General features: G+C 58.5%; 14 protein-coding genes. 7 read left to right on the forward strand and 7 right to left on the reverse strand.

The annotated features are described in order from the left end of the window. Positions 1-21: 21 nt before the first annotated feature. Together IPM54_36220 and IPM54_36225 are read right to left on the reverse strand one after the other, a co-directional pair. Positions 22-735 (reverse strand): hypothetical protein, encoded by a 714-nt coding sequence (locus tag IPM54_36220; GenBank protein ID MBK9265216.1) that lies wholly within the window; start codon positions 733-735, stop codon positions 22-24. Positions 736-810: 75 nt separating this feature from the next. Further along, positions 811-2,163, reverse strand: coding sequence for a zinc dependent phospholipase C family protein (locus IPM54_36225; GenBank protein MBK9265217.1), 1,353 nt, complete (start codon positions 2,161-2,163; stop codon positions 811-813). A 285-nt stretch (positions 2,164-2,448) separates the two neighbouring features. Here IPM54_36225 and IPM54_36230 point away from each other — a divergent pair, with 285 nt between their 5' ends. After that, entirely contained in the window at positions 2,449-4,005 is a 1,557-nt protein-coding gene (locus tag IPM54_36230) for an NAD(P)/FAD-dependent oxidoreductase (protein MBK9265218.1), read from the forward strand. Positions 4,006-4,010: 5 nt separating this feature from the next. Here the strand turns inward: IPM54_36230 and mfd are convergent, their stop codons facing one another. Next, positions 4,011-7,748 (reverse strand): transcription-repair coupling factor, encoded by a 3,738-nt coding sequence (gene mfd, locus IPM54_36235; protein MBK9265219.1) that lies wholly within the window; start codon positions 7,746-7,748, stop codon positions 4,011-4,013. Positions 7,749-7,975: 227 nt separating this feature from the next. Here mfd and IPM54_36240 point away from each other — a divergent pair, with 227 nt between their 5' ends. From IPM54_36240 to IPM54_36255, 4 genes are all read left to right on the forward strand, one after another. Then, positions 7,976-8,890 (forward strand): YdcF family protein, encoded by a 915-nt coding sequence (locus IPM54_36240; protein MBK9265220.1) that lies wholly within the window; start codon positions 7,976-7,978, stop codon positions 8,888-8,890. Between the two features lie 70 nt (positions 8,891-8,960). Then, on the forward strand, positions 8,961-10,352 hold the full coding sequence (locus tag IPM54_36245) for a hypothetical protein (GenBank protein ID MBK9265221.1): 1,392 nt from the start codon (positions 8,961-8,963) through the stop codon (positions 10,350-10,352). A gap of 89 nt (positions 10,353-10,441) precedes the next feature. After that, positions 10,442-10,912: a hypothetical protein gene (locus IPM54_36250; protein ID MBK9265222.1), complete on the forward strand. Its 471-nt coding sequence runs from the start codon at positions 10,442-10,444 to the stop codon at positions 10,910-10,912. A 6-nt stretch (positions 10,913-10,918) separates the two neighbouring features. Next, positions 10,919-11,641, forward strand: coding sequence for a glutathione S-transferase C-terminal domain-containing protein (locus tag IPM54_36255; protein MBK9265223.1), 723 nt, complete (start codon positions 10,919-10,921; stop codon positions 11,639-11,641). On the opposite strand, the gene IPM54_36260 is transcribed toward IPM54_36255, so the two are convergent. Both IPM54_36260 and IPM54_36265 read right to left on the reverse strand, forming a co-directional pair. Beyond that, positions 11,638-12,474, reverse strand: a complete 837-nt coding sequence (locus tag IPM54_36260) for a hypothetical protein (GenBank protein ID MBK9265224.1) — start codon at positions 12,472-12,474, stop codon at positions 11,638-11,640. The two genes, IPM54_36255 and IPM54_36260, sit on opposite strands and share 4 nt — an antisense overlap. Next, the gene (locus IPM54_36265; GenBank protein ID MBK9265225.1) at positions 12,471-13,622 is read right to left on the reverse strand and encodes an endonuclease/exonuclease/phosphatase family protein; all 1,152 of its coding nucleotides are present in this window, start codon (positions 13,620-13,622) and stop codon (positions 12,471-12,473) included. Before IPM54_36265 ends, IPM54_36260 begins: the two co-directional genes overlap by 4 nt. Before the next feature lie 236 nt (positions 13,623-13,858). Between IPM54_36265 and IPM54_36270 the strand changes: the two genes are divergently transcribed. Then, a complete protein-coding gene (locus IPM54_36270; GenBank protein MBK9265226.1) occupies positions 13,859-15,133 on the forward strand; it encodes a cyclic nucleotide-binding domain-containing protein in 1,275 nt (424 codons plus the stop codon). Between the two features lie 58 nt (positions 15,134-15,191). Here IPM54_36270 and boxB read toward each other — a convergent pair whose 3' ends face one another. Together boxB and IPM54_36280 are read right to left on the reverse strand one after the other, a co-directional pair. Continuing rightward, positions 15,192-16,628 carry a benzoyl-CoA 2,3-epoxidase subunit BoxB gene (boxB, locus tag IPM54_36275; protein MBK9265227.1) on the reverse strand — a complete coding sequence of 479 codons (1,437 nt, stop codon included), beginning with the start codon at positions 16,626-16,628 and terminating at the stop codon, positions 15,192-15,194. Beyond that, on the reverse strand, positions 16,625-18,304 hold the full coding sequence (locus IPM54_36280; GenBank protein ID MBK9265228.1) for a benzoyl-CoA-dihydrodiol lyase: 1,680 nt from the start codon (positions 18,302-18,304) through the stop codon (positions 16,625-16,627). Before IPM54_36280 ends, boxB begins: the two co-directional genes overlap by 4 nt. Positions 18,305-18,387: 83 nt before the next feature. Between IPM54_36280 and IPM54_36285 the strand changes: the two genes are divergently transcribed. Continuing rightward, on the forward strand, positions 18,388-19,209 hold the full coding sequence (locus IPM54_36285) for a helix-turn-helix domain-containing protein (protein ID MBK9265229.1): 822 nt from the start codon (positions 18,388-18,390) through the stop codon (positions 19,207-19,209). The last annotated feature ends 148 nt before the right edge of the window (positions 19,210-19,357 follow it).

Genomic DNA, 19,357 nt, shown 5'->3' on the forward strand with positions numbered 1-19,357 from the left:
GCGCATTGGACAGCGTTCTCGTCAGGGTTTGAGCGAGCAGCTACTGAGCAGCCCCGCGAACATCTCGCCGCGAGGTTGTCCTTCCCAACCGCTTTCCCAGTGGAACGTGGGGTTCTTGAGTTTGCCCTCGACCGCGTACTTGCACTTCACAGTGAAGCGCGACGCGGGGAGATTGCCGGCGAGCGCCGGTTCGCTCCAAAGACCTGCGCCGACGAATTGAACGTTGTCGGTGCTCGTGTAGGGCCGGAACGTCTTCTTGTCGTCCTGCGCGGGATCCTTCGACCACGGCTTGTTCGGCGCCTCGAATGCGCAGTGACGTCCTGCGACCTCTTCGGCCGATGCGCAGCTCAACTCGCGTTTGTCGCTTGCAACGAGCGTGATCTCGAGGTCGACGGTTTGTCCTACCTTCCAACTCGGTCCACGCGGCCCGCCGCCTCCGCGCTCTTGGCCGAGCAGCGCGAAACCAACGGCGAGCACGCCGACGACCACGACGAACAGCGTGATGCTCTTTCCGAGCGATGCTGTCGTGGGCGGCGGTGCGCGTCGAGCTGCGGGTTTGTCGCCTTTCGGTTGCTTCTTGCCCTCGTCGGTCGACTTCTTCGCGCCCGTTTTCGCTTTTGCGGGCGAAGCGGCCTTGGCTTCAGCCGAACCCTTTGCAGCGGGCTTGTCCTTCTTTGCAGGCGCTTCTTCGGCAGCACCAGCGTCTTTCTCGTCGTTCTCAGCGTTATCGGCCATGGCGGCGGGACTCTACCCGCATGTGCCGATTCATGGAAGGTTCGAGTGCTCTCTCGTTGCGAATCCGCCGCAATTTCAGCCGCGGCGCCGTCGCGCCCCAAAGGCCAAGCAGCCAAACGCGACCGCCACGAGCGCCCCCGCGCCGCCATCACCCATCGGCACCGCCGCACAACTCGACGAATCTTCCGCGACCGGATTGACCGCAGGCGGCGGCGGTTCCTCTTCCTCCTCTTCGGGCATCGGACGCATCGAATAAAGCGCATCCAATTTCGGACAAGGCGACGCCGGCGTAGGACCCGAGATTTCCGGACAATCCCCTCCGGGCGACGTCGGCGTGCATGTCGTGAAAGAAATGGAGAATGGTTTCGTTGGAGAAACACTCTGCAACGTGCGAATGGTGTTGTTCAGCACGACAGTGTATTTCGTGGACGGTTTCCAAGCTTCTTGTGCCGCGATTTGAATGACGTTCGGCCAATTGTCTCCACGGAAAAAATTCCATTTCGTCGGAACGACATTTCCGGCTTCGTCCTGCACGACGATGGACGTATCGTCGACCGACGTACGCTCGAGCCCCTCGCCGAAGAAGAAATGAATTTTGCCATCGGGACGCGTATTGTCGAGCGTCACGAGCGGGTATTCGGGATCGGGATACGTACCAATGACGACTTGATCAGCCGAAGGATTATTATCGAGTCTCCGAAGGAGCTCTCGGTAATATCCCGTGACGACTTTGGCGCCGAACGGATAAGCCCCGGGTACGCGCGGATCGAGCAAGTGCTTACGCGCCCACGGATATTTCCCGCCCCATTCATCGGCACCAACGTAAAGGAGATTTGCGACCACGGCAATGCCCGATCGCGCCGTGCTCATCGCATCCGCAATGGATTCTGCCGTGACTGGATGTTTCATTCGATTCGTGAACACGTTGGAATGCGTATTCGTATCGACGACGATGTCGGGGATGTAATACCTTGGCAAATCGTGCACGAGAAAAATTTCGTTTGCCATGTCGAGGCTATTGATGTCCGTAGGCTCGACTTGCGCTGCGCGATCACCAAAAATGGCGTCGTACGTCGAATCTGTGATTCCATGCGCGGCCATTCCCATCAAAAATGCGATGTGTTCACCTGCTTCGGGTGAATCGTACTTCGGCCCGTAGGTTTCTCGGATCAATTCGACATACGCTTGCACGTATCCTTCCCAATGCGGAATTTCGCCCTGGTCGTGATCTTTTGCCGTGTAACCCGAATCCGGGAAGAATCCACCATTGGCCAAATGCGTCGGATGCGCCTCGAAGATGGCTCGAAGCCGCGCGTCCTGAATTTGTTCCGCCGCACATTGCGCCATGTACACGTGCCCTTGCATGCCCGTTGCAAACGCCTCCGGCGCAAGTGTCGATGTCGCAACACAAGCCGCCGCCGCGCTCACGAATACCTTGAGAAAGGTCGAAGTCCCACTTTTTCGGCGCTCGCTAGGGGCCCCACTGTTCGAGCCCGCGCAGCGGGCGAGTTTGGGGAACGCGAGAGTCGAAAAAATGGGCTTCGACCGGGCTTGCACTTGCATCGATAATTTCATGTTACCTCCAAGGCCGTCGCGTATTTCGAACAGTTTCGCCGATTGGGCACAAGCTGTCTACCCACTCCTGCGCGAAGAAAAGAAATTCCGTAGCAAAAGATCTTGACCTTACGCCCGAGCGGTGGTGTTTGAGTTCTCGTGAGCATCAAGAGCGCAGCGGAGCGACGTTTCGACGTCATCGTCATTGGCAGTGGCATCGGTGGACTTACCGCTGCCCTTACCGTCGCAACCCGCGGGCGGCGCGTCCTGCTCCTCGAAGCAGGTAAACAATTCGGCGGTTACTTGAACCCGTTTCAGCGTCGTGCCTACAGTTTTGATCCCGGCCTTCATTACATTGGCGAATGCGGCCCCCATGGGGCCTTCACGAAAATCCTCGAATCGCTAGGCATTGCAGACGACGTTCGTTTCCGCGAACTGACCCCGGACGGTTTCGATCGCATCGTCTTTCCCGGATATGAAGTCTACATGCCCAAAGGCGCCGATCGTTATCATCAGCGCCTGCTCGCCGACTTTCCCCACGAACGCCGGGGACTCGAAAAATTTTTCGACCTGCTTCACCGCATGCGTGAAGCATTGCCCGCCATCAATTCCATCCGCGGTCTGCGATCGGCCATCGCCGCGAGCCGTCACTTACCCTTCCTGTTGCGGTACGTTCGCTCGACATTCGGCGAAATGCTCGATTCCATCATTTCGGATCCGCTGCTCAAGGGCGTTCTCGCTGCACAAGGTGGCGACGTTGGTTTGCCGCCGGGGAAAGCGTCCGCGCTGCTCAGCTTGGGTCTGCTCAACCATTACCTCGATGGCGCGTACTTTCCCATTGGTGGGTCGCGTGCGGTGCGGGATGCTTTCGTCAAGGGAATCGAGAAAAAGGGCGGTACTGCCCTTCGGAATTCGCCCGTTTCGCGAATTCTTCTCAGCGGCGACCGAGTTTCCGGTGTTCGATGCAAAAATGGTGATGAATATCAGGCGCCCATCGTCATTTCGAATGCGGATGCCGTCGTCACCTATCGCGACTTGATTGGCACGGCAAACCTGCCGTCCAGTCTGCGCAAAAAGACACAATCAACGCGGCATTCGATTGCGTCGATGTGCATGTTCGTCGGGACGGACATCGACGTAGCAAAAGCCGGCATGACGGACGCGAACATTTGGAATTACCCTCACGTCGACATCGATCGAGCCTACGCCCATGTTCTCCGCGGCGAAATGCCGCCGAACGACTTCTTCTTCTTGTCGTCGCCATCCTTGAAGGATCCCATTTCCGGCGTCAAGGCACCTCCGGGTCATCACACGCTCGAATTCGTCACACTCGCGCCTTTCGAGCCATTTGCACGCTGGGAGGATACGAAAACGAAAAAACGCGGCGATGACTACGAAAAGATGAAACGTGAGCTCGAAACGCGATACCTCACCGCAATCGAAAAGTACGTTCCCGGCTTGCGCGAGCACATCACGGTTCTCGAATTGGGCACGCCCGTGACGAACGTCACGTATGCGGCCGCGCCTTACGGCAGCATTTACGGTCCCGAGCAATCGCCGAATCAAATGACGCCTTTCCGATTCGGCACACGCGGAGCCATCGATGGGCTTTACATGTGCGGTTCGTCGGTACTCGGCGCGGGCATCGTACCGTGCGCCGTTTCGGGGAACGTCGCGGGGAAAATGGCCGTGCGAGACGCTCAATCGAAACGATGAACGCTTTATTTGGCGTCCTTCAAACAGCCCGCCAATTCGCTCAGTAGCTTGTCCGTCGCTTCGAGGCCGCTCGAAAATGGCTCTGTCTCTTTGGTTTTTCTTGACAACCGCATATCTGGCGCGAGCTTGTACGGCGACCCCTTTTGCTGCACGAGCTTCAGCACTTTCGCCGAATCGAGCGGCGTGTCGTCGGCCAAATGCAACGTCACGCCCTTGTGGCTCGCTTCGCACGCGAGCACCCGAAGCTTGCGCAATTCGGTCTTCAAGCTCATCAAGTGAACCAATCGCCGCGCCTCCACCGGCGGCGGACCGAATCGATCCTCCATTTCATTCGCCAAGTCCGTGACTTCGTCCGGACCATGCGCACTCGCCAAGCGCTTGTACAGCGACAAACGCACGCCGACGTCGGACACGTAATCTTCCGGCAAGAGTGCATCCGCGTCGAATGCAAGCTCCGGATCGACGTCGTGCACGACCACTTCGCCCCGCAATTCGTGCACGGCTTCATCGAGCATCTGACAGAATAGTTCAAAGCCCACGAGCGCCACGTTGCCGCTTTGCTCCGCACCCAGAATATCGCCGGATCCACGCAATTCGAGGTCCAGCGAGGCAATTTGAAAACCCGACCCGAGCTCGGTATGACGTTCGAGCGCTTCGATGCGTGCCCGCGCTTCGTCGGACATGGCGTTTGCCGGCGGCACGACCAAATAACAATATGCCCGCTCCTTGGACCGGCCCACGCGACCTCGAAGCTGATAAAGCTGCGACAAACCGAACATGTCCGCTCGGTCCACGATCATCGTGTTTGCCCGTGGAATGTCGAGTCCGCTTTCGATGATCGCCGTCGAACAGAGAATGTCGTATTTGCCCGACACGAAATCGATCATCGCCTGCTCGAGTGCGCTTTCGCTCATTTGCCCGTGCGCGACGGCAATACGCGCGCTCGGCACGATTTCTTGCAGCCGTGCGGCCCTTTCGTAGAGCCCCTCGACACGATTGTACACGAAAAACACCTGCCCCCCTCGCCCAATTTCACGCTCGATGGCTTCACGCACCACGTTTTCGTCGTGCCGCGTCACGATCGTACGAATGGCTCGGCGATCGACCGGAGGCGTATTGATGATCGACATGTCCCGCAGGCCCGAAATCGCCATTTGCAGCGTGCGAGGAATGGGCGTCGCCGACAACGTGAGCACATCGACGTTCGTCTTCAATGACTTGATGCGCTCCTTGTGCGTCACGCCAAACCGCTGTTCTTCATCGACGACGAGCAAACCCAGCTTCTTGAAGTGAATGTCCTTGGAGAGCAACCGGTGCGTACCGACCACGACATCCACGTTGCCCGCTCGAAGACCGCGAATGCAATCGTCTTGCTCGGCATTCGTCTGAAACCGCGACATCGCTCGAACTTCAATCGCATGCGGGCTCATACGCGCCTTGAAGTTCAGGTAATGCTGCTGCGCGAGCACCGTCGTCGGGCAAAGAACGGCAACCTGCCTGCCGGCAAGGGCCACGCGAAATGCCGCGCGAAGCGCAACTTCGGTTTTACCGAATCCAACGTCTCCACACACCAGCCGATCCATCGGGCGCGAGCTTTCCAAGTCACCCGACACTTCTATGATGGCGCGTGATTGATCGGGCGTTTCCTCGAATGGAAACGCAGCTTCGAACGACGCGTATTCGTCCCCCGCGGCTGGAATGCTTTCGCCCTCGGCCGCGCGACGTTCGGCATAAAGCCGCAATAGCTCGTCGGCCATTTTGCGTACGCTTTTTTCGACGCGTGCTCGCGTTTTGGCAAAGGTTTGTCCGCCGAGTTTGTCTATCTTCGGCGTACCTTCTCCCCCGGAAAATTTTTGTATTTGATTGAGGCGATAGACGGGCAAGTACAGTTTGTCGCCGCCCGCATATTCGACCGTCATGAGGTCGATGACGCTGGTGCCCACCTGTTTGTGCACGAGGCCCAGGTAGCGACCAACGCCGTGGCTTTCGTGAACGACGTAATCGCCGACGGACAAACTGCGCAAGTCTTCGAGAAATGGCCGCGCCGACGCCGTCGCGCTCTTCTCTGCTCGCGCCGCGCGACGATGCGCCCGCGCCCCGAATACTTCTTCTTCGGTGACGAGCACGAGGCGCTCGGTCATTGCAATGACGCCCCGAGCCAGCGCACCTCGCACCACGAGCGCCGCGGAAGCATCCGATTCTTCCAGAATGCTCGGATCGAATGTGCCCAATCGAGCGCGCACGTTTACGTCGCGATGCCGCAGCAGCGTCACCAGACGTTCGACCTGCGTCTCCGCTCGCGCCGCAATGACGATGCGATATCCTTGCTCTTGCCAGGCGAACATGCGCCGCACGAGAGGATCGAGCGCGCCGGTTTTCCCGCGAGATGCCCGGGCCGCTTTGATGGCTCGTTCGAGGTCGCTCTGATCGAAAGTGCCGAGCGACGGCGCATCTTCGGGAGCGACTTCGTACCGTTCGAGCGATTCCGGGTCGGCGGTTTGTCCTGCAATACCCGTACGATGCAATGCGAGAATGGTTTTGTCATCGAGCCATTTCGTAATGGCATTCTCGTCCTCGTGAAACGACGCGACGGGAAAGCGGACTTCACGCGTGCCGCGAGCGAAGTCTTCTTCGGCTCGCGTAATTTCTTCACGCAATGCACGTGTAATCGCGGCGGGATCTTCCAGCACCACGAGCGCGTCGTCCGGCAAATACGACGATAGAGGCGCAGGATCGATGTATGCGGGCAAAAAGCCTTCCGCTCCGAAGAACGCGCGACCCGTGAGCACGTCGTCGAGCAGCGCGCGTGCTTTGGTCGACGGCAAATCGATCGCGTCACATAGGGCGCGGACACGTTCTTTTGCGCGATCGAGATTGCCGGGCGACAGGACAGCCTCGCGCGCCTGCGGCAGCCATACTTCTTTGATTTCCGTGAGCGTTTTTTGCGTTTCGGGATCGAACGATTTGACGCTCATCACGAGATCGCCATAAAGCTCGATGCGCGCAGGAAATCCAGCATTCGGCGGCCATACGTCGAGCAGTGCTCCGCGTACGGCGAACGTTCCCGGATCTTCCACGATGGGGCTACGCACGTATCCCGCCGCGGCGAGGCGCCCGACGAGCGCGTCGCGATCGACTTCTTGTTCCGCTACGACGAGCTCGGCATGTTCCAGGATTTCGTCGCGCGGAACGATTTTTCGCGACAATGCTTGGATGGGACAAACCAATACGCGCCACGGCAAGTCGACGGCCAAATGAAAGAGCGCCGCAATACGAGCTTCGGCGCCGCGACGATCCGGCGCGACATCGGCATAGGGACTCGATTCATTGGGCGGAAAGAGCAACACGTCGCCGAGCGTGGGTTGTCCGGCATCGGGTTCGTCCGCGTCTTTACCCGCGAGCAAAAACGATGCATCGGCAAATAAGGCGCGAGCTGCATCGATATCGGCTGTAATGGCAATGATTTTGCGTTTCGTGGACTTCGCGAGCGCTCGAAGAACGAGCGCCGGAGCCGAGCCGACGGCCGAAACGACGTGATGCGGGCCAGGGGACGCGAGCGCCGCTGCCGCGGTGTCTCGGGCGGTCGTGATGGGCCGATCGCTCGGAAGTTCGTACGAAGGCAAAATTTCTTCGGGAACGATCGGGGCGTCAGAACGCGGCAACTCGAGCGATTCGAGGCCGGCGATCTCAGCAAACGAAGCGCGTAAGGGAGCGTCCGGAGAAGGTTTTACCTTGGTGGCCATGCAGTGGCGGGGGATTTAGCACTGAAACGAGTGGCTGTGCCAGCTTCACCCCTCGTCGCCCGCGACGTTCTCCCCGTCATCTTCGTCAGGCTCGGTGACTGTATCGACTGCGACCCAGAGCTGGTCGACGTCGAGGGTTCATGCCCCGAGCATACCACACGAACGACGGCATTGTAAAGTCTCCGCTACGTGGCGCACTTGGCATATCGCAGTAAAACTAGCCTCAAATGACCGACATTCCCTCGCCGTACGAGACAGGATGGTTCGTCGACGAAGAAGCGCTCGGACGCTTGGTCGTCGGGAAAAACGATGCGGAGCTCGTTGCGATATACCGGAGCCTCATTCGCGCCGATTTCGCAGGATTGCGCGCTGGAGCGGTCGCTACGTCCATCGAAATGACACCCGAGCCCGAACGCCCGAAAGCCCTGCTCGCCGTCATCGACGCAATGAAGGACGACGATCTCGTGGAATGGGTCGAAGCAGATTCTGCGCGTCGAGCGCGGGCGGAAGCATTGGCCTCGCACATTGCACCGGAAGATCCCTCCGAAAAGCACAATCACACGGCCATCGATGCAATCAAAAAGTTCGACGAATGGAAAGCTTACCCGCACCACGTCATCATCGTCCCGGGTTATACGCCGCGGGACATTCAAGTGGCCAACCCCGGCGTGCATCCTATTTGCCGAAGACGACTCGAACAAGCCTACGCTGATTTCCGCGCAAAGAAAGCTCCCTTTGTACTCGTCAGCGGAGCCAATGTGTATCCGCGAGAAACCCCCTATTACGAAGCGCTCGAAATGAAAGCGACGCTCGTGAAAATGGGTTTGCCCGAGGATCGCGTGCTCGTGGACGCTCGTGCAAGGCATTCCACGACCAACCTGCGTAATGCGGGAAGGATCATGCTTTCGCATGGTTTGTCCCGTGCGCTCGTCGTATGCCAAGGAGGTGGCGTGAGTGGAACGGACCTTTTCGATCAAGATTTTTATCTTTCGAACCCGACCATGTCCACATTTCACGCTCGTTGTGAAAAGGAGCTCGGATACCGCGTCGGCGACTTGAAAGATGGAGGGGACGATCATGCCATCTTCGAGCCTTCCCCGGCCGTTCGACGCATCAACTGGCGCGATCCCCTGGATCCCTGAGCTTGCACTTCCGACCACGATTTCGCCTTCCCTGCGCGCGCCCATTCTGTTAGCATTCGTGGCGATCCTCATGCGCTCGCTCCTACCCACGATTTGCCTTCCACAACTTCTTCTCACTGCGTCGATCGCCTTGATCGCTTGCGATCGCACGCCAGATCCCGTGCTCACGGCCGCATCGGCTGCTTCCAAAGTGGAGGCTGTCAAGGAATCCGTCGTCGCCGCGCCAAGCAATGACAAGGACAAGGAAGAGCAACCCTATGCCGACATGGGGCATACCCTTGGAACCGTCACGTCCGTGCCCATTCGCGGGCGCCTGGTCGAAGAAGAAGGACAACCCGATTTGCGCGAGGCCACGCCCACGCGCGACATGTCCCAGGACGAATTGAAAGAAACGGATTTCGAGGCAATCCTTCTTGGAATGGACGGAAAGGAAATCACCAAGCTCGGCGTGGGCAAGAGCGACGGGGAAGGCTACATCGACGCAGCATTTCCGCTGAAAGAGGGCACGGCCAATCCGGGGCGCTATCGAGTCGACATTCGCGTCAAAGGTGTATCGGCAGGAAAAACCAATGTCCTGCTCCTCGCGAACGATTTCAAGGGCTCCGTCGTGCGCTCGGATATCGACCTCACGTACCTCGATACCCATTTCATTCACAAGCGCGACATGCTCAAATTGCTGACGCAGAAAGCGGCCGACCGTAAAACGTTGCCTGCCATGGAAAAGGTCTATGCAGCCCTCCGCGCAGGATTGACCGGTAAGGAAAACCGGCCGCTTGTCTTCATCAGCGGAAGCCCTCGTTTCTTCAAGCGAATCCTCGAAGCCAAAATGCAGCTCGACGGCGTGGAGCATGACGGCATCATGCTCAAACCTTTCGAGGAAATCGCGGGCAATCAAGTCGCGAATCTGAACCCCGATCGCATCGTGCCAGCATTGAAAGAACAAGTTGGATACAAGCTCGGGCACCTTTTGCGCGGGCGCTTGGATTTACCAAAGAAAGCGGAAGAAATCCTCTTGGGTGACGATTCCGAAGCCGATTTCGTCGTGTATTCGATTTACCATCGCCTCATGTCGGGGGAGCTCGAAGGAGAAGCCGCGAACAAGGAATTGCTGCGTGGTGGCGTCGACCCGAGCCAAGTCGGAGAATTGATTGCTTTGGCGTCAAAGGTTCGCGCAACGCTCGGCGGCTTCAAACCCGTCAAGGCGATTTACATCAACCTCACCGGGTCGCCGAACGAAAAATTCAAGGTGAAGGATTGGCCCGTCCCAGGATTACTTCGCGAGCATCAGGGTGCGTGGCCCCTCATCTTGGATTTGTACGAAGAATCTTTGGTCTCAAAGGATTCCGTCAGCGCCGTCAAGGCGCGCCTGATCGAGCTCGGTGCGGCGCCGAAGACGCTCGAAGAAGCCGCCAAAGCTGCCGTCAAGGCCGGATTTCTCGACGCTAAGTCCGCATCGCTGTAGACATCGGCATCGATATCCACTTCAATAAGCACTGGCAAGGTTCGCTGATTTGTGGGCCGACCGCCGGAGGTTGCGCTATGCCGAGGGACATGCGCCGAAGCATCTGCTCCACGCTCGTTGGCATCGCTCTGTGCGTGTCGGTCGTTTCTGGCCCGGTGCTGGTCAATGTGGGCCAGCATGAAGCGCTCGCTGCAACATCGTACGAGTCGCCGTACTCGTTCGATCAAACGTGGGGCACTGCGGTGCGGCTGCTCCGGGTCGACATGGGGCTCGAGATTACCGAGAAGGATCAGGCGCACGGTTATTTATTATTCAAATACACGACATCCGGTGCCGGGCAGAAGGTGCATACGGGTTCGATGGAAATGGTCAAAGGAGCGCGGGATATCGTGCGTGTGACGGTGCAGCTCAATTCGCTGCCGAGTTATCATGAGCAATTGATCATCGACAAATTGGCGAAAAAATTGTTCACCGAATATGGTGATCCGCCGAAACGTCCCGATCCGCCGGCGCCAGTGCCAGGTGACGGTGGCCCGGATGGCGAAGGTTCTGGAAACTGAGGGTTGATGATGCTTACGGTCTATGGTTTTGGTCCTGCCTTTGGTTTGCCCGATACGAGCCCATTCGTCGTGAAGGTCCAAACGTGGCTTCAAATGGCGCAAGTCGCGTACCGCAACGAACGGGGTGATTTGCGCAAAGCTCCGAAGAAAAAATTGCCCTATGTGTCCGTTGGCAATCGCATCATTGCCGATTCGAATCACATCATCGATTACCTCGAAGAAAGACACGGCGATCCGCTGAACGAAAGAAGGTTTGGAACGCGTGAGCGAGCGCAAAGGCAAGCGCTGAAGTCGCTTTTCGAGTCGGATTTGTATTTTATCGCGTCCTACCTGCGCTGGTGGAACGACGATGATTTCGAGATTCTGAAGCCGGTGCTCATGGAAATGTTTGCAGCATCGAGTTTGCCGAAGTTTGCCGTTCCGGCCGTGGTAGCGCTCGTTCGACGACAAGTTCGCAATCAGCTCGATGCGCAAGGCACGGGACGTCATGCGCGCGAGGAAGTGTATGCAATGGGACGCGCGCTCGTCGAAGCAGCATCCGACATGCTGGGGGACAAACGGTTTTTCCTGGACGACAAGCCGAGCAAAATCGACGCGACGGCGTATGCGATGCTTGCTGGCCTGACGGCTGCACCGTTCGACAATCCGGTCAAGGCATGTGCCCTTGAGCGACCGAACATCGTCGACTATTGCAATCGCATGCGGGACACGTATTGGGCGATGGGTTAAGGAGAGTAGTAGACGAGGTCGATCGTCGGGAGGAAATCATTGGATCTCACCCGCACATTTTGGGCGAATCCGTTCTCCCCTATTTCGACGTCGATCTTCCCACTGTCATAGTTGTACCAGACAGCCCCGAGCGCCAAGCGGAACCGTTTACCGAGCCGCGCTTCGAGCGCCGCGTCGACGCCCAGGTAAAAGAGCGATCGATCAGGCGATGCGGATTTGCCGACGACGTACCCGTGCAGGCCTCCGCGTACGCGAAGCCAATCGAGAATTGCGTAATCGTACGTTCCGCCAACGTGCCATCGAGACCACGATGTCGCCGGGGCAAACCACAAATCGAACGGTGCGTAGCTTTCGATGGGTTGGAAAGCGGCGTCATTGCCCAATCCAATGGTCACGTCGGCGCGCGCGGTCCAAACGCCGCGAGTGCCACCAGATAGCCAAAACCCGGCATGCTGCTGCAAAATGAACGGCGGAGTCGTGCCGCTCACCGCATACGATGGAAACAAATACCCTTGCAGCATCCACATGGCGCCCGAGGGAACGCCGAGGCCATATTCGCTCGTCAATACGATGCCGCTTCGACTCTTGACCAGCTCGGCGCGAATCGACACGTTCGGCGAAAGGAGAAACCACGGGACGAGCATCGTCGTGACTTCGACGCCATGGCCGAGGCCTATTGCCGTGGGCGACATGAGTCCGACGGACACGCCTTTTTTGGGGAGCACTCGAGCCGTTTCACGCGCGGGCATGGGCTCGGCCGATGCAGTCGAAACGGCCAGCGACAATGCGGCGCCCATTCCAAGACCCATTGCTTTGCAAATCGGTCGCTTCACGGAGCACCTCCGCCGAGCACCCACGTACCCACGACTGGCGCATGATCACTGAGCCACAATGGATTGCTGGTAATTCCCAATCTGCCACTTTCCTGAAGCACGTCCGTGGTTCCGTCCTTCCACGCATCCGCCTTGGTCACGAAGAGGTAATCGAGCGTGCGATTCCAAAACTGAGGCTTTCCGTTTTCGTCGAGATGCCCGGGACCCGCCACGGTGTGCGTGAAGAATGCGCGCTGCTCGTCTTCGGTGTCGCCATAACGTTCGAGCGTGACCCACGGAACGTAATCGTCGTAGAACTTTTGCATGATTTGAGGTGTGTAGGGCGGCTGTTCGAAGTCGGTGCCTTCAGCAATGGCGAGCTCGTCCGGAAAGTCCTGAAGTCGAATGGCCGTCGGCGGTAGTTCATTGAAATCACCGCCAAGAACGAAGGGACGGGTTTCTTTCTTTATTTCGTCGTAAATCTGCTGAACTTGTTTCGCTTTCGTACCATCCTGATCGTACGCTTCGGTGTGCACGACATAGGCCGCGATTTCGCGATTGTTGCCAGCGTCGATGATCGTTCGTCCGATCATGCGATGTAGGTAGAACGTGGCCGTGACCGCATCTTGATCCGTGCGATCGACTTGTCTGATGCGTTCGGCAAACGTGATGGGGTATTTCGAGAAAATGGCATTGCCGAGATCGATGCGCCCGACGCCTTCGGAAGGAACGTAGCGGCTATTCCACGTTTGAAAGTACGCACCATAATTGAGGCGAGTATTCTCGAGAATGCCCGTGACCATGTCGTAATGCGCGCTGCGACGCGAATTGACCTCGATCTCCGTCGTCATGAGGATATCGGGGTTGTATTCGTTCAAGAGCTTGTAAATGTTGTCCATGTTGGCTTCGACTTCGGAGATCGTCATGTGCGTGCGATCTCCCCAATAATCGAACCAAAAATCGATACGACCCGCGCCGTATTTGATGTTCCACGCCATCACTCGCAGCTCGGTCGGCGCCGGACTGGTCGGAGTCACGATCGTGCTTGCCGCGAAAACCGGAACCTCTTCACGATCGATGTTCATGTCGTCAGCGAGCGGTTCGCACGCGCAAACGCTCGAGAGAAATACGCCGAGAATCGAAGTCGCGAGCCGATTTCGGAGGGTCATGGCGTCGCATGATACGCGCATCGCACGAAGGTCCAAACAATTTGGTTTCGTACGATTTTCTGGCGCGCTACGTCTGCTTTCGCCTTGGTGGTTTGCCGCCCTCCACGACCGGATCATGCCGTATTTCGCGCCAAATGCTGGTCGACTTCACGCCGCTCTTCCGTCCGCCCCGCTAGCTCGTCTAGCATGCGCACAGTCGATTCCTCTGCATGGAGAACGGAAAGGTACGCGCACAGATGCCCCTCGAGACCATCGCGCAAGCAGCCACGCACGTCGGACGCAAGCGGCGGCGTAACGAGGACAGTCACCTCATCGATGCCGATCTCTGCCTTTACGTCGTTGCCGACGGCATGGGCGGGCAAGCTGCAGGTGATGTCGCGTCGCAAAAAGCCGTTACGACGGTTCGAAACTTCGTGGCCGAACGCAAGAGCGTGATCGACAAGTTGCGCGACGACATGACTCAGGAGAACCGCGTGGCTGCGCAGGAGCTCGTGACAGGAGCGATCCAAGCGGCATGTGCCGAGCTTTGGACGATGGCCGAAGCCGACGAGAAGTTACGCGGGATGGGCACGACGATGGTCTGCTGCATCGTAGCGGGCGAACACGCCATCTTGGGGCATGTCGGAGACAGCCGCGCGTACCTCATCCGCCAAGGCTCCGCCCACGCGCTCACCGAAGATCACACACTCGTTGCAGCTCAAATCAAACACGGCACGATGACCAAGGAGCAGGCCAAAAAGAGCGCGCTCCGCAGCGTCCTCACGCGTGCCGTGGGCACGCAACAGTCCGTCCAAGTCGACACGTTGCTCGTGGACCTCATGCCCGGCGACGTGATGCTCATCTGCAGCGACGGCTTGCACGGATATTTCGACGATGAACAAGAGCTTGCGACGCTTTGTTCGAACGTGAACGATTCGCTCGCCGAAAAACTCGTCGATATGGCGAACGAGCGCGGTGGACGCGACAACATCACGGCGATGCTGGTGTCCGTCAGAAGCGAAGAGACGGCGGATGGTCCGGAGAGCGTCATGTACGAATCGCTGCGCAAGCACGAAGCATTGCGCAGTATCCCGCTCTTCATGCACCTGACCTACCGCGAGCAAGCCGAGATCGTCGCGATTTCCAGCGTCAAGTCGTATCCGGAAGGCGAAGCGATCGTCATCGAGGGGGACGTGGGCGAGGACCTGTACGTCATCCTGCGAGGTCGGGTCGCGGTCGAGAAGAATGGGACGGCCATCACGACGATACCGGCGGGCGGCTATTTTGGCGAAATGGGGCTCATCGACGATTCGAAGCGATCGGCGACGGTGCGGGCACTCGAACCGGTGCGCACGATGATCATCAAGCGCGCGGACATGATGAACGTCATGCGCCGCGAGCCGGTTTTGGCGGTCAAGCTATTGTGGAGTTTTGTCCAGGGTTTGTCGCAGCGACTCCGCACGGTCAACACGGAATTGACCGAAGCGCGGGCGGAGCTATTTGCCGCACAAGGCGTGACGCCATATACGTGAGATCGGTGCTACGAGAAATTTGAGCGAGCGTGCCCCCCGCACGCTCGCCCAATCGTGTTTATGTGCGCTTGACGTATTCGAACTCCACCGGGCGGCCTTTGATGCCGTGTTTCGGTGGAGCAATCCAATGCGCCATCATTTTCGGATCGTACACGGGCTTCTGCATGAGGCTTTGCAGGTACGTCTCGTCCGCTTCGCTCGGGAGCCATTCATCATGACGACGCTCCCATTCTTCTTTCGTCACCGGCTGACCTTCGGGCGTGAAATAGAGCCCGCCGTAGATGCCTCCGCGACGATGGAACCTTCGGCTCGGCAAAGTGAGCTTGAATTGAATTCCTGCCTCGGCGAGCGCTCGGTTCCATTTGTCCACGCCACGTTGCGCGTCTTCGATGTATTCGTCGCGCAATACCTCGTTCATGGCATTACGCATGGGGACTTCTTCCTTTTTGAAACCCGTCACGACGCCCGGTTGTGATTGCAGCGGGACGTCCATTGCATACGCCCCATCGATGGCGCGATGGTCTTCGTAGCTTTCTTCCTTGGCGCGCCCCTTGAGGCTCGATGCGAAGAAGTTTGCCGCATTGGACGATATTTCGCCGCCGAACAAATCGAGCGACACGGAATACCAGAAGTTGATGTACTTCTGAATCGTCGGCAAATCGACTCCGCCTTCCGCTCGAGCGTCTTCGTTGCTGTTTTTCTTCATGAGCTCGGCCGTTCGTTGGACGACTCGAAGCACGCCGGTTTCACCGACGAACATGTGATGCGCTTCTTCCGTCAGCATGAATCGCGTCGTTCGGGAAAGCGGGTCGAATCCGCTCTCGGCGAGCGCCAGAAGCTGATACTTGCCGTCGCGATCGGTGAAGTACGTGAACATGAAGAACGAGAGCCAATTGGTGCAAGGCTCGTTGAAGGCGCCCAAAATGCGCGGTTTGTCCGGATTACCGCTGCGCCGTTCGAGCAATGCTTCCGCTTCTTCGCGGCCGTCGCGCGCAAAGTAGCTTTGAAGCAAATACACCATGGCCCACAGGTGCCGCCCTTCTTCGACGTTCACCTGAAAGAGATTGCGCAAGTCGTAGACGCTCGGGCAAATCTTTCCAAGCAGCCGCTGCTGCTCGACGCTGGCCGGTTCGGTATCGCCTTGCGTGACGATGAGCCGGCGCAAGACATTGCGGAATTCTCCGGGCACTGTTTGCCAAACCGGCTGGCCGATGTGGTCACCAAAAGCGATTTTCCGTTCCGGCACGGGGTCCGAGAGGAAAATGCCCCAGCGATAATCGGGCATCTTGACGTAATCGAAATGCGCCCAGCCTTCGTGATCGACGCTCACGGCCGTACGCAGGTAAATGAGGTCCTCTTGGAATCCTTCGGGCCCCATTTCTTTCCACCAATCGACGAACTTCGGCTGCCACGCCTCGAGCGCCCGTTGCAGCTTCTTGTCCGAACCGAGATCGACGTTGTTGGGGATACGTTCGGAATTGACGACAGCACTCACGTTCGCCTCCAATCGAATTCGGGCCGCTCGGGCCGTCCGTACATCGTAAGCGCGCCCCGTTCACCCACGGCATTGGGACGCTGGAAAATCCAGTTTTGCCAGGCCGTCAATCGGCCGAAGATTTTCGTTTCCATGGTTTCTGGACCCGCAAACCGCAGGCTCGCTTCCATGCCCGTCAATGCATCCGGCGACAAACTCGCACGCTCTTCGATGGCAATGCGCACTTCGTCGTCCCAATCCATTTCATCGGGCGTGAACGTTACGAGATTGAGTTTACGTGCCGATTCCGCATCGAAGAGGTCCTTTTTCGATTGCAGCGCTTTCGCGGCTTCCGGATCGTGCAGGAACCGCGTCTCCAAGCGCGTCAGGCCATTCGACATCGGAAAAGCCCCGAAATTGAGCTCGTCCAGGCCAATCACGGCGGGTTCGTCACCGCCATCGAGCATGTACGTGCGATCGGCTGCCAGCGCCAATTCGAACAAACTGCCCGCAAAGCATGATCCCGGTTCGACGAGCGCAAAGAAACTCTTGGCCGTCAAATCGAGCCGCTTCAATACTCGCTTCATCTTGAGCCGAATCTCGCCCGCCAGCCAATCTCCGCGGAGATTGTGCAGCGCACGATCATGCGCGCGCACGGCTTCCGGATCACCTTTCGTGCGCAGAAGCACGAGACCCACTGGCGCGTGATTGAATCGCAAATCGAGCAGCGCGTCGTCGAGCTCGCGGAATGCCTGCAACACCCATAGCGACGATCCTTGCTCGCGAAGCGCTTCCGACGTCGTCGGCGGCTCGCCTTCCGGACCTCGCACCATGATTTCGGCGACGCGCGTCGCATTGTCGACGGACAACGTCACGTACCGATATTCGGCAATGGTCTTTTGACCTTCTTCGCTTCGTTTCACCTCGAGCGGCGCGAGCGTCAACGGCGCGCCGACTTTGTCCTTCGAGCGCGATACGAGCGCTTGCGCTTCTTCGGCCACGACCTGATCGAATCGGCTCTTGGGAATCGATCGATCCACGAGGCGCCATTCTTCGGCTCGTTTTCCGCGGACACCTTCCGCAAGCGTCGAAAACACGTCCGCCAAGTCGCGACGAACCTTTCGTTTGTCGACGAGCCGCGTGAGGCCTCCCGTGCCAGGTAAAACCGCGAGGAGCGGCGTTTCGGGGAACGAAACGGCGCTCGACCCATCGTCGCAAAGCAGAATACGTTCGCACGCGAGCGCCAATTCGTAACCGCCACCCGAAGCGACGCCATTGAGCGCCGCGACATAGTGTTGATCACTCGCCGTGCACGCTTCCTCGAGCGACAATCGCGTTTCATTCGTGAATTTACAAAAATTCACTTTGAATGCGTGCGTCGACGAGCCGAGCATATAAATGTTCGCTCCCGCGCAGAAGATGCGCTGCTGCCCGCTCGTCACGAGCACAACCTTGACTTCGGGATGTTCGAATCGCAGCCGTTCCACGGCGTCTGCCAATTCGATGTCCACCCCAAGGTCATAGCTATTGAGCTTGAGCGCATACCCAGGACGCATCCCCGCGTCCTCGACCACATCCATCACGAGCTTCGCCACGGGCCCCTCGAACGAGAGCTTCCAATGCGTGTACCGCTCGGGATGCGTTTCGAAACGTATGGGACGCGCCTGCGCCCCGTTTCCAGAAGTCTCTGTCGCCATCGCCAGGCACTCCACCACCGTTTGCGTTCGGACGCAAGCACTATAATGCGTGTTCGTCTCGACACGTGCAGTATACTGCACGCATGACCGCACAGCGGAAGGTACGGAAGGCGAAGCCGGCGGAGAAAGCGCTGGAGGATGATGGGGCGTCGTTGCTACGCGCGGTGGGTGGTCGGGTTCGGGCGGCGAGGCAGACGGCGTCGATGACGCTGCGGGACTTGGCGAAGGCGTCGTCGGTGAGCGAGCGGTTCTTGGTGGCGGTCGAGTCTGGAAAGACAAACGTTTCGATCTTGCGGCTGCACGAGATCGCGACGGCGCTCGGGACAAACCTTACGGAGCTCGTGGGTGACGCTCCGCGGACAAACCGTATGTCCTCAAAGGGTCCCATCGTGGCGCTGCTCGGTTTGCGTGGAGCGGGCAAGACGACGCTGGGGGGACTTGCGGCGTCGCGTCTGGGGATGCCGTTCGTGGAAGTGGATGCGCGCATCGTGACGCGGACGGGGATGAGTTTGTCGGAGATCTTCGAGATGCAGGGGGCGGCATATTTTCGGCGGCTGGAGCGCGAGGAGCTCGAGCGGATCGTGGGAGAAGGCAAGCCGGCGATCGTTGCGACGAGCGGGGGGCTCGTGACGGATCACGACGCGTTCGAGCTGCTACGTCGAGAGGCCGTGACGGTGTGGCTTCGAGCGCGGCCGGAGGATCACTTTCAGCGGGTCATCGATCAGGGTGACGCTCGACCGATGGCGAGCCGTCCGGACGCGATGGGGGAGCTCGAAGCGATCCTGCGAGCGCGACGTGCGCTGTACGAGCGATCGCGGCACGTGATCGACACGTCGGCGCTTGGCATCGACGGTTCGGTCGAACGTTTGGTGAAGATTGTGGACGATGCGGGTCAGAACGGTTGACGGTTTTGTGCGTTGCGCGGCACAAGGCGTATCGTCTGTCAAGCGGGTCGGGAATCAAATAAATCAATCAATCCCCACCAATCATCAATCCCACCCACATTGGCATCATCACACACACACACAATCCCACCCACGTTGGCGGCCGCCA

Source organism: Polyangiaceae bacterium (assembly GCA_016715885.1).
Classification (GTDB): Bacteria; Myxococcota_A; Polyangia; order Polyangiales; family Polyangiaceae; genus Polyangium.

Bases quoted from the DNA above. Each gene is read 5' to 3' on its own strand.
- IPM54_36220 (MBK9265216.1), bottom strand. From the start codon at position 735: ATGGCCGATAACGCTGAGAACGACGAGAAAGACGCTGGTGCTGCCGAA.
- mfd (MBK9265219.1), bottom strand. From the start codon at position 7,748: ATGGCCACCAAGGTAAAACCTTCTCCGGACGCTCCCTTACGCGCTTCG.
- IPM54_36240 (MBK9265220.1), top strand. From the start codon at position 7,976: ATGACCGACATTCCCTCGCCGTACGAGACAGGATGGTTCGTCGACGAA.
- IPM54_36245 (MBK9265221.1), top strand. From the start codon at position 8,961: ATGCGCTCGCTCCTACCCACGATTTGCCTTCCACAACTTCTTCTCACT.
- IPM54_36250 (MBK9265222.1), top strand. From the start codon at position 10,442: ATGCGCCGAAGCATCTGCTCCACGCTCGTTGGCATCGCTCTGTGCGTG.
- IPM54_36255 (MBK9265223.1), top strand. From the start codon at position 10,919: ATGATGCTTACGGTCTATGGTTTTGGTCCTGCCTTTGGTTTGCCCGAT.
- IPM54_36265 (MBK9265225.1), bottom strand. From the start codon at position 13,622: ATGACCCTCCGAAATCGGCTCGCGACTTCGATTCTCGGCGTATTTCTC.
- IPM54_36270 (MBK9265226.1), top strand. From the start codon at position 13,859: ATGCCCCTCGAGACCATCGCGCAAGCAGCCACGCACGTCGGACGCAAG.
- IPM54_36280 (MBK9265228.1), bottom strand. From the start codon at position 18,304: ATGGCGACAGAGACTTCTGGAAACGGGGCGCAGGCGCGTCCCATACGT.
- IPM54_36285 (MBK9265229.1), top strand. From the start codon at position 18,388: ATGACCGCACAGCGGAAGGTACGGAAGGCGAAGCCGGCGGAGAAAGCG.